Raw genomic sequence first — 16,585 nt, forward strand, 5'->3', positions numbered from 1 at the left:
GCATGCTGGTGACGCTGGTGCTGCTCTGGCGGAACATGCGCGGGCGCTGAGCGCCTCAGCGCCGCGCCCACACCACCGCGAGCGGGACGACCAGCGCCGCGGAGACCCCGGCCACCAGGCCGAACCCGCCCACCGCGAGCAGCGGCCCGCCGACCGCGCCCGCCACCGCCGCGCCCAGCCCCATGAGCAGGTCGGTCCCGCCCTGCGCGGTGGGCCGCACCTCCGCCGTCACCGACTCGGTGACCAGCGTCGAGCCCGCGATCAGCCCGCACGACCAGCCCAGGCCGAGCAGCAGCAGCCCGGCGCCCAGCCGCCACGCGGCCTCCGGCGGCGCCGTGCCCGCGATCGCCGCGGCGGCCAGCAGCAGCGCTCCCCCGACGGCGACCGTCGCGCGCCGGCCCACCCGGTCGGCGAGCAGGCCGACCAGCGGGCTGAACAGGTACATCCCGGCCACGTGCACGCTGATGACCAGCCCCACCAGCCGCAGCGTCGTCCCCGCGGGACCGCCCGCGTGGCCCATGTGCACCGGCGTCATCACCATGACGCCGACCATCACGGCGTGGGCGACCACGACGGCCACCAGCCCGAGCCGGCCGCCCGGGTCGGCCCACACCGCGGCCAGCGCCGCCCGGGTCGCCCGCGGTGGGCGGGCGGCCGGCGTGCCCGCGCCGTCGCGCAGCCGGCGGGCCAGCAGCAGCGGGTCGGGACGCAAGGCGGCCCACAGCCCGGCGGCGACGACGGCGAACACGGCGGCGGAGACGACGAACCCGCCGCCGAGCGCCGGCAGCCCCAGCGCCCCGGCCAGCCCGACGCCGGGCGCGGCCAGTTGCGGGCCGAACACCGAGCCCACGGTGGTGGCCCAGACGACCAGCGACAGCGCCCGGCCGCGCCGCTCGGGGGCGGCGAGGTCGGCGGCGGCGTAGCGCGCCTGCAGCCCGCACGCGGTGGAGGCGCCGAAGGCGAACAGGCCGGCCAGCAGCAGCGGCAGGGACGACAGCGCCGCGGCGACGACCGTCAGCGCGGCCCCGGCGAGGGCGACGGCGTACCCGGCGACCAGGCCGGCGCGGCGCCCGGAACGGTCCGACAGCCGCGCCAGCGGGACGGCGAGCACCGCGGCACCGAGCACGCCCGCGGTCTGCCCCAGCCCCGCGGCCGAGTCGCTGCCCGCGACCTCGCGGGCGAGCAGCCCGCCGACGGTGATCCCGACGGTGACCCCGAGCCCGCCGAGGGCCACCGCGCCGGCGAGGACGCCGACGGTGCGCCGCTGGACGCCCTCGACGTCGGGGGCGGCCGAGACGCCGGGGGTCACAGCCCCAGCGAGCGGCCGATGATCTCCCGCATGATCTCGTTGGTGCCGCCGTAGATGGACTGCACGCGGGCGTCGCGCCAGGCCTTCGACACCGGGTACTCGTCCATGTAGCCGTAGCCGCCGTGCAGCTGCAGGCAGCGGTCGGCGACCTTGTTCTGCAGCTCGGTGGTCCAGTACTTGGCCATCGCCGCGTCGACGGCGTCCAGCTCGCCGTCGTTGTGCTGACGGACGCACTCGTCGACGAAGGTGCGCGCGATCGTCGTCTCGGTGTGCAGCTCGGCGAGGACGAACCGGCTGTGCTGGAAGCTGCCGACCGGCCGGCCGAACGCCGTCCGGGAGGTGACGTACTCGCGGGTGCGCGCCAGCACCGTCTCGGCCGACGCCACTGCGCCGACGGCGATCGACAGCCGCTCCTGCGGGAGGTTGCCCATGAGGTGGCCGAAGCCGCCGTTCTCCCGGCCGAGCAGGTTCTCCGCGGGCACGCGGACGTCGTCGAAGAACAGCTCGGCGGTGTCCTGCGCCTTGAGGCCCACCTTGTCCAGGTTGCGGCCGCGGCTGAAGCCGGGCATCCCCCGCTCGACGACGAGGAGGCTCGTGCCCCGGGAGCCGGGGGCGTCGGGGTCGGTGCGCGCCACCACGATCACCAGGTCGGCGTTGATGCCGTTCGTGATGAAGGTCTTGGCGCCGCTGAGCACCCACGAGTCGCCGTCGCGGCGGGCGGTGGTGCGGATCGCCTGCAGGTCGCTGCCGGTCCCCGGCTCGGTCATGGCGATCGCGGTGATCAGCTCGCCGCGGCAGAAGCCGGGCAGCCAGCGCGCCGCCTGCTCCTCGGTGCAGAGGTCGCGCAGGTACGGGGCGACGACGTCGTCGTGCAGGGTGAAGCCGACGCCGGTGGCGCCGATGCGGGTCAGCTCCTCGTTGAGGACGGCGTTGTAGCGGAAGTCGCGCACCCCGCCGCCGCCCCACCGCTCGTCGACGTCGAAGCCGAGCAGCCCCTGCTCCCCGCCGGAGAGCCACACGTCGCGCGGGACGATGCCCTCGCGCTCCCACTGGTCGTGGAACGGCGCGATGGTCTTCTCCGCCCAGTCGCGGACCATCCGCCGGAAGTCCTCGTGCTCGGCCTCGTACAGCGAGTGGCGCATGCCCGGCAGTGTGCCCCACACCACCCCCGGACCGGGCGACCCCGTCCGGGCGAGGGCGCCGCGGTGGCGTCCGCGCAGGCCAGCGGACTGTCGTACCCGCGGGGACACTGGACACGTGCCCGCTCTCGACCGGTTCTCCGAGCCCACCCGGGCGTGGTTCACCGGTGCCTTCGCCGCGCCCACGGCCGCCCAGGAGGGCGCGTGGCAGGCCATCAGCAGCGGCGAGCACGCGCTCGTCGTCGCCCCCACCGGGTCGGGCAAGACGCTGGCCGCCTTCCTGTGGTCGCTCGACCGGCTCACCGCCGGCCCGCCGGACGACGAGAGCCGGCGCTGCCGCGTCCTCTACGTCTCCCCGCTCAAGGCGCTGGCCGTCGACGTCGAGCGCAACCTGCGCGCGCCGCTGACCGGCATCGGGCAGGCGGCGATGCGGCTGGGCCTGCCCCGGCCGGAGATCTCGGTGGGCATCCGCTCCGGCGACACCCCGGCCGACGAGCGGCGGGCGTTCACCCGGCGGCCCACCGACATCCTCATCACCACGCCCGAGTCGCTGTTCCTGCTGCTCACCAGCTCCGCGCGGGAGGCGCTGCGCGGGGTGGAGACGGTGATCGTCGACGAGGTGCACGCGGTCACCGACAGCAAGCGCGGCGCGCACCTGGCGGTCTCCCTCGACCGCCTCGACGAGCTGCTGGACCGCCCGGCGCAGCGGATCGGCCTGTCGGCGACGGTGCGCCCCATCGAGGAGGTGGCCACCTTCCTCGCCGGCGGGCGGCCGGTGCAGGTGGTGCAGCCGCCGTCGGCCAAGGAGTGGGACCTCTCGGTCGTCGTCCCGGTCGAGGACATGAGCTCCCTCGGCCAGCCCACCGGCGAGCTGGAGGGCTCGGCGGCCGGCGACCAGCCGCGGACCTCGATCTGGCCGGCGGTCGAGGAGCGGGTGCTCGACCTGGTGCAGGCGCACCGCAGCACGATCGTGTTCGCCAACTCCCGGCGGCTGGCCGAGCGGCTGACCAGCCGGCTCAACGAGATGGCCTACGAGCGGGCCACCGGGGAGGAGGTGCCGCCGGGCACCAACGCCGCCGCGCTCATGGCCCAGGCCGGTGCCGGCGGCGGCGTCCCCGAGGGCGTGCAGCCGGTCGCCGCGGCCCACCACGGGTCGGTGTCGCGCGAGCAGCGGGCGGTGGTCGAGGAGGCGCTGAAGTCCGGGCGGCTGCCGGCGGTGGTGGCGACGTCGAGCCTGGAGCTCGGCATCGACATGGGCTCGGTCGACCTCGTCGTCCAGGTGGAGGCGCCGCCCACCGTGGCCGCCGGCCTGCAGCGGGTCGGGCGCGCCGGGCACCAGGTCGGCGCGGTCAGCCGCGGCGTGCTGTTCCCCAAGTACCGCGGCGACCTCGTGCAGTGCGCCCTGGTGGCCGAGCGGATGAAGGCCGGCGCCATCGAGTCGATCCGCTACCTGCGCAACCCGCTCGACGTGCTCGCCCAGCAGGTCGTGGCGATCGTGTCGGAGGGGCCGCGCACGGTCGAGGAGGTCGGGGCGCTGCTGCGCCGGTCGGCGCCGTTCTCCGGCCTGCCCGACTCCGCGCTGCACGCCGTCCTCGACATGCTCGCCGGCCGCTACCCCTCCGACGCGTTCGCCGAGCTGCGGCCGCGGCTGACCTGGGACCGGGTCACCGACACCCTCACCGCCCGCAGCGGCGCCCAGCGGCTGGCCGTCACCAGCGGCGGCACCATCCCCGACCGCGGGCTGTTCGGCGTCTTCCTGGTGGGCGGCGAGGGATCCGGCGGGCGCCGGGTCGGCGAGCTCGACGAGGAGATGGTCTACGAGTCGCGGGTGGGCGACGTCTTCCTGCTCGGCTCGTCGTCGTGGCGGATCGAGGAGATCACCCACGACCGGGTGCTCGTCTCCCCCGCGCCCGGCCAGCCCGGGAAGATGCCGTTCTGGCACGGCGACGCCCCCGGCCGCCCCCTGGAGCTGGGCCGGGCGCTGGGTGCCTTCCTGCGCGAGGTCGGCTCGGCGACGCCGGAGCGGGGCCGCGAGCGGGCCCGGGCCGCGGGCCTCGACGACTGGGGCGCGGCCAACCTGCTCGCCTACCTCGCCGAGCAGAAGGCGGCCACCGGCCACCTGCCCGACGACCGCACGCTGCTGGTCGAGCGCTTCCGCGACGAGCTCGGCGACTGGCGACTGGTCGTGCACTCCCCTTTCGGCGCGCAGGTCAACGCGCCGTGGGCACTGGTGCTCGCCGCGCGGCTGCGGGAGCGCTACGGCGTCGACGTCGCGTCCATGCACTCCGACGACGGCATCGTGCTGCGACTGCCCGACACCACCGGCGAGCCGCCCGAGGCCGACCTCGCCGTCCTGGACCCCGACGACGTCGAGCGCGAGGTGACCGCCGAGGTCGGCAGCTCGGCGCTGTTCGCCAGCCGGTTCCGCGAGTGCGCCGCCCGCGCGCTGCTGCTGCCCCGCCGCGACCCGCGCCGGCGCACCCCGCTGTGGCAGCAGCGGCAGCGCGCCGCCCAGCTGCTCAGCGTGGCCAGCGAGTTCTCCTCCTTCCCCGTCACGCTCGAGGCCGCCCGCGAGGTGCTGCAGGACGTCTACGACGTGCCGGGCCTGGTCGAGCTGATGCGCGACGTCCGCTCCCGACGGGTGCGGGTGGTCGACGTGCAGACGCAGGCCGCCTCGCCGTTCGCCCAGTCGCTGCTGTTCGGCTACGTCGGGCAGTTCCTCTACGAGGGCGACGCGCCGCTGGCCGAGCGCCGCGCGCAGGCGCTGGCGCTGGACACCGGCCTGCTCGCCGAGCTGCTGGGCCGCTCGGAGCTGCGCGAGCTGCTCGACGCCGAGGCGCTGGCCGAGGTGGAGCGCGAGCTGCAGCGGCTGCCCGCCGAGCGGCACCCCCGCGACGTCGACGGCGCCTCCGACCTGCTGCGCGGGATCGGCGACCTCACCCCCGCCGAGGCGGCGCAGCGCGGCGTCCCGGCGGAGTGGCTGGCGGAGCTGGTGGCCTCCCGGCGGGCGATCGTCGTGCGGATCGCCGGCGAGGAGCGGCACGTCGCCATCGAGGACGCCGGCCGGCTGCGCGACGCGCTCGGCACCGCGCTGCCCGTGGGCGTCCCCGAGGCGTTCACCGAACCGGTCGCCGACCCGCTGGGCGACCTGGTCGGCCGCTACGCCCGCACGCACGGGCCCTTCCAGCCGGCCGAGGTGGCCACCCGGCTGGGACTGGGGGTCGCCGTGGTCACCGCCACGCTGCAGCGGCTGGTGGGCACCGGGCGGCTGGTCACCGGCGAGTTCCGCCCCGGCGGCAGCGGCCAGGAGTGGTGCGACGCCGACGTGCTGCGCTCGGTGCGCCGCCGCAGCCTGGCCAAGCTGCGCCAGGAGGTCGAGCCGGTGCCGATCGGCACGCTGGCCCGGTTCACCCCGTCGTGGCAGTCGGTCGGCAGCCGGATGCGCGGGGTCGACGGCGTGCTGGCCGTCGTCGAGCAGCTCGCCGGGGCGCTGGTGCCGGCCAGCGCGCTGGAGACGCTGGTGCTCCCCACCCGGGTGCGCGACTACTCCCCCGCCATGCTCGACGAGCTGACCAGCGCCGGCGAGGTGCTGTGGGCCGGCGCCGGCGGGCTGCCCGGCGGCGACGGCTGGGTGAGCCTGGTGCCCGCCGACCTGGCACCGCTGCTGCTGCCCGACCCGGTGGAGCTGCCGGAGGAGGGCGGGGTCGCCTTCGCGGTGCTCGAGCAGCTCGGCGCCGGGCAGGCGGTGTTCTTCCGCGGGCTGTCCGACCTCGTGGGCGCCACCGACGACACCGCCCTGGCCGACGTCGTGTGGGACCTGGTGTGGGCGGGACTGCTCACCAACGACACCCTCGCGCCGCTGCGCACCCGGCTGGCCGGCGGCGGCACGCACAAGCGCACACCCGCCCCGCCGCGGGCGCGGGTGGAGCGCAGCCGCTACGGCCGGCCCCGGCTCGGCCGCCCGGCGATGCCCACCCGCACCGGCCCGCCCACCGTGGCCGGCCGCTGGTCACGGCTGCCCGAGCGCGAGCCCAACCCCACCCGGCGCACCACCGCCCGCGCCGAGGCGCTGCTCGAGCGGCACGGCGTGCTCACCCGCGGCGCGGTCACGGCCGAGCAGGTCCCCGGCGGCTTCTCCGCCGTCTACCCCGTGCTGCGCGCGTTCGAGGAGAACAACCGGGCCCGCCGCGGCTACTTCGTCGAGACCCTGGGCGCCGCCCAGTTCGGCACGCCCGGCTCGGTCGACCGGCTGCGCGCGTTCGCCACCCCCGACCGGGCACCCGAGGGCGCCGTGGTGCTGGCGGCCACCGACCCGGCCAACGTGTACGGGGCGGCCCTCCCCTGGCCCGACCGCGGCGGCCCGGCCGAGGGCGGGAGCGCCGAGCAGGTCGCCGTCGACGTCGGCGAGGGCACCGGCGGCGGACGGCGGCCCAGCGGCCACCGCGCGGGGCGCAAGGCCGGCGCGCTGGTCGTGCTCGTCGACGGCGAGCTCGTGCTCTACGTCGAGCGCGGCGGCAAGTCGCTGCTGTCGTTCACCGAGGACGAGCAGACGCTCAAGGAGGCCGCCACCGCGCTGTCGGGTGCCGTCGCCGCCGGGGCGCTGGGCCGGATGGTCGTGCAGAAGGCCGACGGCGCCTCGGTGCACCAGGACACCCCGCTGTCGGCAGCACTGCAGGCGGCCGGTTTCGCCGCCACCCCGCGGGGCCTGCGCCTCCGCGGCTGACCGGCACCCGGCGGCGTCCGCGTACCGTGGACCGTCGCAGTCGTGAGGGATGAGGGAACAGACATGGCAGCCGGCACGGTCCGCTGGTTCGACGCGGACAAGGGCTTCGGGTTCATCGAGGCGCAGGACGGCGGGGACGACGTCTTCGTCCACTTCTCGGCGATCGAGGACACCGGCGGCTTCCGCACCCTCGAGGAGGGGCAGGCGGTCGACTTCGACGCCACCGAGGGCCCGCGGGGTCCGCAGGCCGAGCGGGTGCGCCCGGTGGGCGGCGCCCCGCGCGGCCGCCGTGACGACCGCGGCGACCGGGACCGCGGCGACCGCGACCGCGGTGGCCGCGACGACCGGGGTGGTCGCGACGACCGCGGGCGCGGTGGCTCGCGCGCCCCCCGCGGCATCGTCGTCCAGGGCACCGTGACCCGCTTCGACGCCGACCGCGGGTTCGGGTTCATCGTCCCCGAGGACGTGTTCGTGCACGTGTCGGCGGTGTCCCGTGGCGGCGACCTCGAGGAGGGCGACCGCGTCGAGTTCGAGCTCGTCGAGGGCAACCGCGGGCTGCAGGCCGAGTCGGTGCGCCTGCTCCCGCCGGCCCGCCGCGGCGGCGGCTACGACCGCCCCGCGCCCCGGGACCGCCGCGACGACCGCGGCGGCCGGGACCAGCGCCCCGCCCGCCCGGCCCGCGGCGGCGACGCCCCGCAGGGCGACGCCGAGGGCACCGTGCAGTGGTTCGACTCCGGCAAGGGCTTCGGGTTCATCACGCCCGACGACGGCGGCGACGACGTCTTCGTGCACTTCTCCGAGATCGCCGACGACGGCGGCTACCGGGAGCTCGAGGAGGGCCAGCGCGTGGCCTTCACCCGGACCTCGGGCGCGCGTGGGACGAGCGCGACGGGCGTCCGCCCGCTGCACTGAGGAACCCTCGCTCCGCTCGGGGCGGGCCCCTGCGAGGGGGCGTCCCGGGCCGTCAGCGGCGGCGGCGCAGCCAGGGGGCGAACCAGCGGGTCAGCCGCGGCATGACGACGTGGCCGAGCAGCACCACCACGACGACCGCCGACAGCAGCAGCCGGGCCGGCAGCGGCCACGAGGCCACGTGCGGGCTCACGAGCAGCTGGAAGGCCAGCGTGATGACGAAGACGGCCGCGGTGGTCAGCACGGTCAGCTTCCACCGCGGGCCGGGCCGCGCCGGCGTGAGGGCGGTGAAGAAGCTGTCCAGCCCGGCCACCCGCGCGTAGTCGACCGACTCGGTCAGGTGCTCCACGCGCGCGAGGGCGGTCCGCCGCTCGGCCGAGCGCTCCCAGCGGGCCAGCGACTCGCCGTCGGCGAACCGGTAGACCAGGTGGTAGCGGGTCGAGCCAGGTCCGGGCCGCAGCAGGCTGGTGCCCAGGTTGCCGGGGAACTCCGCGGCCTGGCCGAGGACGTCGGCGGCCCAGCGCTCGAAGGTCTCGCGCTGGTCGGCCCGCACGTCGCGGGCGACCGTCACGGTCACCGGCTCGGCGGTGGCGGTCACCGCCTCGGGTGCGGTGACCGGGGAGCTCGTCGGGCGGTCGCGTCGCAGCACGGGAGGACCAGCGCCCCGGCGGCCCGCCGTCATCCCGCCAGCGGCGTGACCTGCACCGCCTCCCGAGCAGCACCGATGCCCCCGGAGGACACTGGGGACGTGCCCGAGGGAGACACCGTCTGGCTGGCGGCCCAGCGGATGAACACCGCGCTGGCCGGCCAGACGCTGCGCCGCGGCGAGCTCCGGGTGCCCCAGCTCGCGGCCACCGACCTCACCGGCCGCACCGTGGCCGAGGTCGTGCCCCGCGGCAAGCACATGCTGACCCGGTTCACCGACGGCTGGACGCTGCGCACGCACTACCGGATGGACGGCAGCTGGCACATCTACCGCAAGGGCGCGCGCTGGCGGGGCGGCCCGGCGTTCTCCATCCGCGCCGTCCTGGCCACCGACCGGTGGGACTGCGTCGGCTACCGGCTGCACGACGTCGCCCTGGTGCGCACCGCGCACGAGGACTCCGTCGTCGGCCACCTCGGCCCCGACGTCCTGGGCCCCGACTGGGACCTCGACGAGGCGCTGCGCCGGCTGCGGTCGCACCCCGACGAGCAGATCGGCGTCGCCGTCCTCGACCAGCGCAACCTCTGCGGCCCGGGCAACCTCTACAAGGTCGAGGGGCTGTTCGTCTGCGGCGTGCACCCGTGGATGCGGGTGGCCGACGTCGAGGACCTGCCCGGCCTGGTCGAGCGCACCCGCGGGCTGATGCTGGCCAACCGCGACCGGCCCGAGCAGAGCACCACCGGCGACCTGCGCCGCGGCCGCGACCACTGGGTCTACGGCCGCAAGGACAAGCCCTGCTACCGCTGCGGCACGCCGATCCTGCGCGGCGACCAGGGCCCGGACCTGCAGGAGCGGATCACCTACTGGTGCCCGACCTGCCAGGCCACCGACGCCCCCATCGACCCGGCGGCCCGCACCGGCGAGCCCGACCACCCGCCGCCGCTGCCCGGCGCGCACTGAGGCCGGGTCAGCGCGGCGGCAGGAGGTACCCCACGGCCGCGGCGTAGCGGTCGGGGTCGACGTCGCCGAGCAGCGCGTACTGCAGGACCGCGCCGACCAGCAGCGAGAACAGGACCTGCCCCAGCGCCTCGGCGTCGGTGTCCGGCGGCAGGTGCCCCGCGTCGCGCCACTGCACCACGCGCTCGGTCAGCCGCCGGCGGACCATGCCGTAGGTGCGCTCGGCGATGCCGTGCACGGTCGGGTCGCGCAGCGCCTCCCCCCACGCGGTCACCGCCACCCGCGTGTAGTCGGCCTCGCCCGTGACGGCGATCGGCCACACCCCGCGCAGCACGCCCTGCACGACCTCGGTCGGCGCGTGCAGCCCGTCGGCCAGCACGCGGTCGAGCACACCGGTCACCGTCTCCAGGATCGGCTCGACGACGGCGAGGACGAGGTCGTCCTTGCTCGGGAAGTAGCTGTAGACCGCCCCCGCAGACAGCCCCGACTCCCGCACGACGTCGCGCACCGACGTGGCGTGGAAACCGTCGCGCTCGAAGCAGCGCAGGGCGGCGTCGAGGACCTGGCGACGGCGGGCGGCGAGGTGGTCCTCAGAGACGCGGGGCACCTCCGCATCCTAGGAGAACGGACGTCCGTCTTGTCAGGGACCGCGACGAGGGACACACTCGACCGTGTAATAGAACGAGCGTCCGATTTGCAGCCTCCGGAGGTTCCCGTGACCGCCACCCCGCTCCGGCCGTCCCCGTCCCGGCACGCCGCTCCTGACCCGGCGGCCGGCCCGACCCCGTGGCCCCGGGTCGTCGCCCTGGCCGCGGCCGTCGCCGTCGGCCTCACCGTGCTGCTGGCCGCCTTCGCCTGGCCGGCCACCCGCACCGCCCCGCGCGACGTGCCCGTCGCCGTGGTCGGCCCGCCGGCCGCGGTCGAGCAGGTCCGGGCCGCCGTGGAGCAGACCCGGCCCGGCGCGCTGGAGCTGCGGCCGGCGGCCGACCTCGCCGAGGCCCGGCAGCTGGTGGCCGACCGCGAGGTCTACGGCGCCCTGGTGCTCGACCCGGCGGCGCCCACGGTCGTCGTCGCCACCCAGGCCGGTCCCGCGGTCGCCCAGCTGCTGAGGTCGGCGGCCACCGCGGCGACCGGCGGCAGCGCCGTCCGGGTCGACGACGTCGCGCCGGCGCCGGCCGACGACCCACGCGGCGCCGGGCTGGCCGCCGGTGCGCTGCCGCTGGCCCTGGGCGGCGGAGCGGGCGCGGTGGTGCTGGCGCTGCGGGTGCGTGGGCACGGACGGCGGGCGGCCGGCGCGCTCGTGCTGGCGCTGCTCGGCGGCCCGGCGGCGGCCGGCGTGCTGCACGGCTGGCTCGGTGCGCTGACCGGCGACGGGGTCGCCGAGGCCGCGGTGCTGTCCCTCGGGCTGGCCGCGACGAGCCTCGGCGTCCTGGGGCTGGCCGCCGTCGCCGGGCGCGCGGGCCTCGGCCTGGGCATGGCCACCGTCGTCGCGCTGGGCAACCCGCTGTCGGCGGCCTCCAGTGCGCCGGTGCTGCTGCCCGGGGGCTGGGCCGAGCTCGGCCAGGCGCTCCCGCCGGGGGCGACCGTGGCCGCACTGCGCGCGGTGTCCGGTTTCGGCGGCACCGGCGCGGCCGGCCCGGTCACCGTGCTCGCCGTGTGGGCGGCCGGCGGCCTGCTGCTGCTCGCGGTCGGCGCGGCACGGGGACGGCGGCGCACCGCCTGACCCAGGACGCACCCGACCCGGACGCACGGGGCCGGCCACGCGAGGTGCGCGGCCGGCCCCGGTGGTGGGGAGGTGCTCAGGCGCCCTGCTGCTCCGGGCGGTGCGCCTGCTGCTCGGCGGTCTTCTCGAAGGACGGTGCGCCCGGGCCGATCGCGCCGGCCGCGCCGGTGCCGCCCTCGACCGCCTGCGGGCCGGCGCCACCCCCGCCCATCGCCGCGCGGATCTGCTCCAGCCGGGAGGCGCCGGCGACGTCGAGGGTCGCCTTCTGCACCTCCAGCATCCGGCCCTCCACCGAGCTCTGCGCGAGCTCCGCCTGGCCGAGCGCGTTGGCGTAGCGGGCCTCGATCTTGTCGCGGACCTCGGCCAGGCTCGGCGTGTTGCCCGGCGCCGACAGCTCGTTGACCTGGCGCATCGAGGCGGCCACGTGCTCCTGCATCTTGGCCTGCTCGAGCTGGCTCATCAGCTTGGTGCGCTCGGCCAGCGTCGTCTGCAGCCGCATCCGGCTCTGCTCGACCGCGCCGCGGGCCTGCTCGGCGGCCTGCAGGGCCTCGTCGTGGCTGCGCTTGAGGTCCTCCATCGCCTGCTCGGCGGCCACCAGCTGGGTGGCGAAGGCCTGCGCGGCCTGCTCGTACTCGGCGGCCTTGGCCGCGTCGCCCCGCGAGCGCGTCTGGTCGGCCAGCACGAGCGCCTGCCGCGCGGAGGCCTGCAGCTTCTCCACCTCGCCCAGCTGCCGGTTGAGCCGCATCTCCAGCTGGCGCTGGTTGCCCAGCACCGCGGCGGCCTGGTTGGCCAGCGCCTGGTGCCGCTGCTGCTCGGCCTCGATGGCCTGGGCGATCTGGATCTTCGGGTCGGCCCGCTGGTCGATCTGCGCGTTGGCCGACGCGGTGAGGTACCGCCAGAGCTTGACGAACGGGTTGGGCACTGCTTCCTCCTGCTCCGGCGCGCCGGGCGCCGCCATCCGGCCGACCACCGCACCCGGCGGCGGTCCTCGGGGTCATCGTCCCAGCACGACCGGCACCCCGGCCAACAGGGACTCCCCGGATCCTCCCTCCGGGGACCACCGGGTGGGAGCGGCCCGGGGGTCCTAGGGTCGGGGAGGTGGCCACCGGAGCGCCCGTCCTCACCGTCCTCGGCGAGCTCGTCGTCGACCTGCTGCCCGACCCCTCGGCCGACGCCGGGCCGGAGGGCACCGCGCCGCACTACGTCGCCCGTCCCGGCGGGAACGCCCTGAACGTCGCCGTCGCCGCCGGCCGGCTGGGCACCCGGGTGTCCCTGCTGGCCCGGCTGGGCACCGGCCCGCTCGCCGCGCCGCTGCGGCGGCACGCCGAGCTCTCCGGCGTCGACGTCGGCGGGATGGTGGCGGCCGTCGAGCCGGTCAGCCTGGCCGTCGTCGGCCTGGACGAGACCGGCTCCCCCGACTACGGCTTCCACGTCCAGGGCGCCGCGGACTGGCAGTGGACCGACGACGAGCTGGCCGCCGTCCTGCCGGCCGGGACCGCGGTGCTGCACGTCGGCTCGATCTCCTCGTGGACCGCTCCGGGGTGCGACGCCATCGCCCGGCTCGCCGAGCGCCTCGCCGGGAGCGCGCTGCTCAGCGTCGACCCCAACCTGCGGCCGATGCTCGCGGGCGGCCCGGTGGGCGCCTCGCTGGGCAACGACCCCGACGCCGTCCGCGCGCGGCTCGGGCGGCTGCTCGCCGTCGCCGACGTGGTCAAGGTCAGCGCCGAGGACCTGGCGTGGCTCGACCCCGGCGCGGCCGCCGACCTCGACGGCACCGCGCAGGCCTGGGCCGACCGCGGGCCGGCGCTGGTGCTGCTCACCGACGGCGGCGCGCCGCTGCGGGTGGCGCGGCCGGGCCGGCCGCTGCTGCACCGGGAGCCGCCGCGGGTGACCGTGGCCGACACCGTGGGCGCCGGCGACTCGCTGGCCGCGGGGCTGTTCGCCGGGCTGCTCGCCGGCGGCGTCACCTCCCGCGCCGCCCTCGAGCAGCTCCCCGACGACGACCTGGTGCGCGTGGTCGACGACGCCGCTCTCGTCGCCGCGCTCAACTGCACCCGGGTGGGCGCCGACCCGCCCACCGCCGCCGAGCTGGCGGCCGCCCGCGAGCAGCGCGCCGGCGGGTAGCCCCCGGTCAGTCGACGGCCAGCCAGGCGGCGGTGTCCGGCGGCAGGTCGGCGCCGACGTCCTCGCTGGCCAGCAGCGGGCGCCCCAGCCCGGCGAGGGGCAGCGACCGGTCGGCGAGGTTGACGACGCAGCGGAACGCCGGGCCGCGGGCGAAGGCCAGGACGTCGTCGCCGAGGTCGAGCCAGGTCAGCGGTTCCTCGGCCAACAGCTCCCGGCGCAGCCGCAGCGCGGTCCGGTACAGCGACAGCGTGGACGCCGGGTCGTCCTGCTGGGCGGCGACGCTGAGCCCGCGCCACGACGGCGGCTGCGGCAGCCACGGTTGGCCCGCGCCCGGGCCGAAGCCGTACGGCGGGTCCTGCCCGGACCACGGCAGCGGCACCCGGCAGCCGTCCCGGCCGCGCGCCGTGTGGCCCGAGCGCGCCCAGGTGGGGTCCTGCAGGGCGTCGGCGGGGAGGTCCTCGACCTCGGGCAGGCCCAGCTCCTCCCCCTGGTAGAGGTAGGCGCCGCCGGGCAGGGCCAGGCTCAGCAGCGCGGCGGCCCGCGCGCGGCGCCGCCCGAGGGCGAGGTCGACCGGTGCGCCGAGCACGTCGAACCCCATGGTGGCCGCCGCGCTGCTCGCCCGGCCGAAGCGGGTGAGGTGCCGCGTCTCGTCGTGGCTGGAGAGGACCCACGTCGCCGGGGCGCCGACCGGGGCGAGGGCGGCCAGCGTCCCGTCCACCGCCGCGCGGAGCGCCCGGGCGTCCCACGGCGCGCGCAGGTAGTCGAAGTTGAAGGTGGTGTGCAGCTCGTCGGGGCGGACGTAGCGGCTGAGCCGCTCGGGTCCCCGCACCACCGCCTCCGACACGAACAGCCGGTCGCCGTCGTAGCGGTCGGCGATCCGCCGCCACCGCCGGAAGACCTCGTGCACCGCGTCGACGTCCCAGTGCGGGTTGTCCACCCAGCCGGCGCTGTCGAACGTCGCGTCCGCGCCGTGCCCGGCGTCGGGCAGCCCCGGCACCTTGGCCATGGCGGGGGCGGCGTCGACCCGGATGCCGTCGACGCCGCGGTCGAACCAGAAGCGGACGACGCCGTCGAACTCCTCCCGCACGGCGGGGTGGTCCCAGTCGAGGTCGGGCTGCTCGGGGGCGAACAGGTGCAGGTACCACTGGCCGGGCCGGCCGTCGGGTTCGGGGACCCGGGTCCACGCCGGGCCGCCGAAGGCGCTGATCCAGTCGTTGGGCGGCGTCCGGCCGCCGTCGCGCCCGTCGCGGAAGAAGTAGCGGGCCCGCTCCGGTGCCGCCCGGCCGCCGTCCAGCGCCGCCCGGAACCAGGGGTGCTCCGCGGAGGTGTGGTTGGCGACCAGGTCGACGAGGACGCGCAGGCCCCGCTCGTGCGCCTCGGCGACGAGCGCGTCGGCGTCGGCCAGCGTGCCGTAGCGGGGGTCGATGTCCCGGTGGTCGGTGACGTCGTAGCCGCCGTCGGCCATCGGCGAGGGGTACCACGGGGTGATCCACACGGCGTCCACGCCGAGGTCCACCAGGTAGGGCAGCCGGCTGCGCAGGCCGCCGATGTCGCCCTCCCCGTCGCCGTCGGAGTCGGCGAAGCTGCGCAGGTAGACCTCGTAGACGACCGCCGTCCGCCACCACGGACGGCGGTCGTCCACCACTCCTCCCCCGTCCCCCGTCAGTGCGGCCGGACGGCGGCCTCCCTGCAGGGGCCCGCCGCGAGCCTGCGCGTGGTGGGGGGCAGGGAGGCCCTCGTTCAGACGGCCCCGGCCCGGTGCGCCCCGGAGCCCTGACCGGAGACGGTCTGGCCGGTCGCCTGCGCGTGCTGTACCTGGTCCACCCGGTCCTCGGTGGCCATCTGCGTCAGCCGGGCGCCGGCCTCCGCGTCGCGGGTGAGGTTCTCACCGGTCTGCGGGTCGAAGACGTGGATCTTCCGGCTGTCCAGCCAGAACTCCGCCTCGCGGCCCTCGCGGATCCGGCTGGTGGAGTCGATGGACACGATCGCCTGGGTCCGCAGCTCCTCGGAGTCCAGCTCCCGGGACAGGTCGCGCAGCTGGGCGGTGATCGACTCCGGCGCCTCGTAGGGGATGTAGGCGTACTGCGAGTCGCCCAGCCACTCGGTCACGTCCACCCGCGCCCGGAACACCGACCCGACCGGCCGCTTCGCCTCGTCCACCAGCGAGGCGTCCTCGAAGTACTCCGGCCGGATGCCCACCAGCAGCAGGTCCCGGCCGCCGACGGCCGCGGCGCGCTTCTCGTCCAGGGCGATGGGCCCGAACGGGGTCGACAGCGTGGTGCCCTCCAGCGTCGCGGGCAGGAAGTTCATCGGCGGCGAGCCGATGAACCCGGCGACGAAGAGGTTGACCGGCTGCTCGTAGAGCTCGCGCGGCGAGGCGACCTGCTGGATCTTGCCCTTGCGCAGCACGCAGACCCGGTCGCCGAGGGTCATGGCCTCGGTCTGGTCGTGGGTGACGTAGACCGTGGTGATGCCCAGCCGGCGCTGCAGCCGCGAGATCTCGGTGCGCATCTGGCCGCGCAGCTTGGCGTCGAGGTTGGACAGCGGCTCGTCGAAGAGGAACGCCTCGGCCTGGCGCACGATCGCCCGCCCCATCGCCACCCGCTGGCGCTGGCCACCGGAGAGGTTGGCCGGCTTGCGCTCGAGGTGCTCCTTGAGCTCGAGCACGTCGGAGGCCTCGGTCACCCGGCGGCGGACCTCGTCGTCGGGGGTCTTGGACAGCCGCAGCGGGAAGGCGATGTTCTCGTACACCGTCATGTGCGGGTACAGCGCGTAGTTCTGGAAGACCATCGACAGGTTGCGCTCGCGCGGGGCGAGGTCGTTGACCCGCTTGCCGCCGATCACCATGTCGCCGCTGGTGATGTCCTCCAGCCCGACGATCATCCGCAGCAGCGTGGACTTCCCGCAGCCGGACGGGCCGACCAGGATCATGAACTCGCCGTCGGCGATGTCGAGGCTGACGTCGTTCACCGCCGGGTAGCCGTCGCCGTACTGCTTGACGATGTTGCGCATCTCGATGGAGGCCATCAGGACCAGTCCCCTCGGGGGGTCGAAGGAG

12 protein-coding genes are annotated in these 16,585 nt (G+C 76.6%); 5 read left to right on the forward strand and 7 right to left on the reverse strand.

Annotated elements, in window-relative coordinates; translation table 11 throughout:
• Positions 1-55 precede the first annotated feature (55 nt).
• Together LY71_RS12415 and LY71_RS12420 are read right to left on the reverse strand one after the other, a co-directional pair.
• Positions 56-1,309, reverse strand: coding sequence for an MFS transporter (locus LY71_RS12415; RefSeq protein WP_106277879.1), 1,254 nt, complete (start codon positions 1,307-1,309; stop codon positions 56-58).
• Complete coding sequence (locus LY71_RS12420; RefSeq protein WP_106277988.1) at positions 1,306-2,451, reverse strand: acyl-CoA dehydrogenase family protein; 1,146 nt, start codon at positions 2,449-2,451, stop codon at positions 1,306-1,308. Before LY71_RS12420 ends, LY71_RS12415 begins: the two co-directional genes overlap by 4 nt.
• A 115-nt stretch (positions 2,452-2,566) precedes the next feature.
• Between LY71_RS12420 and LY71_RS12425 the strand changes: the two genes are divergently transcribed.
• Complete coding sequence (locus LY71_RS12425) at positions 2,567-7,171, forward strand: ATP-dependent helicase (RefSeq protein WP_106277881.1); 4,605 nt, start codon at positions 2,567-2,569, stop codon at positions 7,169-7,171.
• A 63-nt stretch (positions 7,172-7,234) separates the two neighbouring features.
• Complete coding sequence (locus tag LY71_RS24695) at positions 7,235-8,083, forward strand: cold shock domain-containing protein (protein WP_106277883.1); 849 nt, start codon at positions 7,235-7,237, stop codon at positions 8,081-8,083.
• 52 nt (positions 8,084-8,135) lie between these two features.
• Here the strand turns inward: LY71_RS24695 and LY71_RS12435 are convergent, their stop codons facing one another.
• Positions 8,136-8,729 (reverse strand): antibiotic biosynthesis monooxygenase, encoded by a 594-nt coding sequence (locus LY71_RS12435; protein ID WP_106277885.1) that lies wholly within the window; start codon positions 8,727-8,729, stop codon positions 8,136-8,138.
• 99 nt (positions 8,730-8,828) lie between these two features.
• Between LY71_RS12435 and LY71_RS12440 the strand changes: the two genes are divergently transcribed.
• Entirely contained in the window at positions 8,829-9,683 is an 855-nt protein-coding gene (locus LY71_RS12440; RefSeq protein WP_106277887.1) for a DNA-formamidopyrimidine glycosylase family protein, read from the forward strand.
• Between the two features lie 7 nt (positions 9,684-9,690).
• On the opposite strand, the gene LY71_RS12445 is transcribed toward LY71_RS12440, so the two are convergent.
• Positions 9,691-10,287: a TetR/AcrR family transcriptional regulator gene (locus tag LY71_RS12445; protein ID WP_106277889.1), complete on the reverse strand. Its 597-nt coding sequence runs from the start codon at positions 10,285-10,287 to the stop codon at positions 9,691-9,693.
• A gap of 108 nt (positions 10,288-10,395) precedes the next feature.
• On the opposite strand from LY71_RS12445, the gene LY71_RS12450 reads away from it, so the two are divergent.
• Entirely contained in the window at positions 10,396-11,403 is a 1,008-nt protein-coding gene (locus LY71_RS12450; RefSeq protein ID WP_106277891.1) for a hypothetical protein, read from the forward strand.
• A 76-nt stretch (positions 11,404-11,479) separates the two neighbouring features.
• On the opposite strand, the gene LY71_RS12455 is transcribed toward LY71_RS12450, so the two are convergent.
• A complete protein-coding gene (locus LY71_RS12455; RefSeq protein ID WP_106277894.1) occupies positions 11,480-12,325 on the reverse strand; it encodes a PspA/IM30 family protein in 846 nt (281 codons plus the stop codon).
• Between the two features lie 176 nt (positions 12,326-12,501).
• Between LY71_RS12455 and LY71_RS12460 the strand changes: the two genes are divergently transcribed.
• The gene (locus LY71_RS12460) at positions 12,502-13,527 is read left to right on the forward strand and encodes a PfkB family carbohydrate kinase (RefSeq protein ID WP_106277896.1); all 1,026 of its coding nucleotides are present in this window, start codon (positions 12,502-12,504) and stop codon (positions 13,525-13,527) included.
• A 7-nt stretch (positions 13,528-13,534) separates the two neighbouring features.
• On the opposite strand, the gene LY71_RS12465 is transcribed toward LY71_RS12460, so the two are convergent.
• Positions 13,535-15,169, reverse strand: coding sequence for a glycoside hydrolase family 13 protein (locus LY71_RS12465; RefSeq protein WP_106277898.1), 1,635 nt, complete (start codon positions 15,167-15,169; stop codon positions 13,535-13,537).
• A gap of 98 nt (positions 15,170-15,267) precedes the next feature.
• Complete coding sequence (locus tag LY71_RS12470) at positions 15,268-16,554, reverse strand: ABC transporter ATP-binding protein (RefSeq protein ID WP_106277900.1); 1,287 nt, start codon at positions 16,552-16,554, stop codon at positions 15,268-15,270.
• Positions 16,555-16,585 lie beyond the last annotated feature (31 nt).

It is taken from the genome of Geodermatophilus tzadiensis, assembly GCF_003002915.1.
In the GTDB taxonomy this organism is placed as follows: Bacteria; Actinomycetota; Actinomycetes; order Mycobacteriales; family Geodermatophilaceae; genus Geodermatophilus; species Geodermatophilus tzadiensis.

Excerpts from the sequence above, each read along its gene's own strand:
- LY71_RS12420 (WP_106277988.1), bottom strand. The coding sequence starts at position 2,451 with ATGCGCCACTCGCTGTACGAGGCCGAGCACGAGGACTTCCGGCGGATG.
- LY71_RS24695 (WP_106277883.1), top strand. The coding sequence starts at position 7,235 with ATGGCAGCCGGCACGGTCCGCTGGTTCGACGCGGACAAGGGCTTCGGG.
- LY71_RS12470 (WP_106277900.1), bottom strand. The coding sequence starts at position 16,554 with ATGGCCTCCATCGAGATGCGCAACATCGTCAAGCAGTACGGCGACGGC.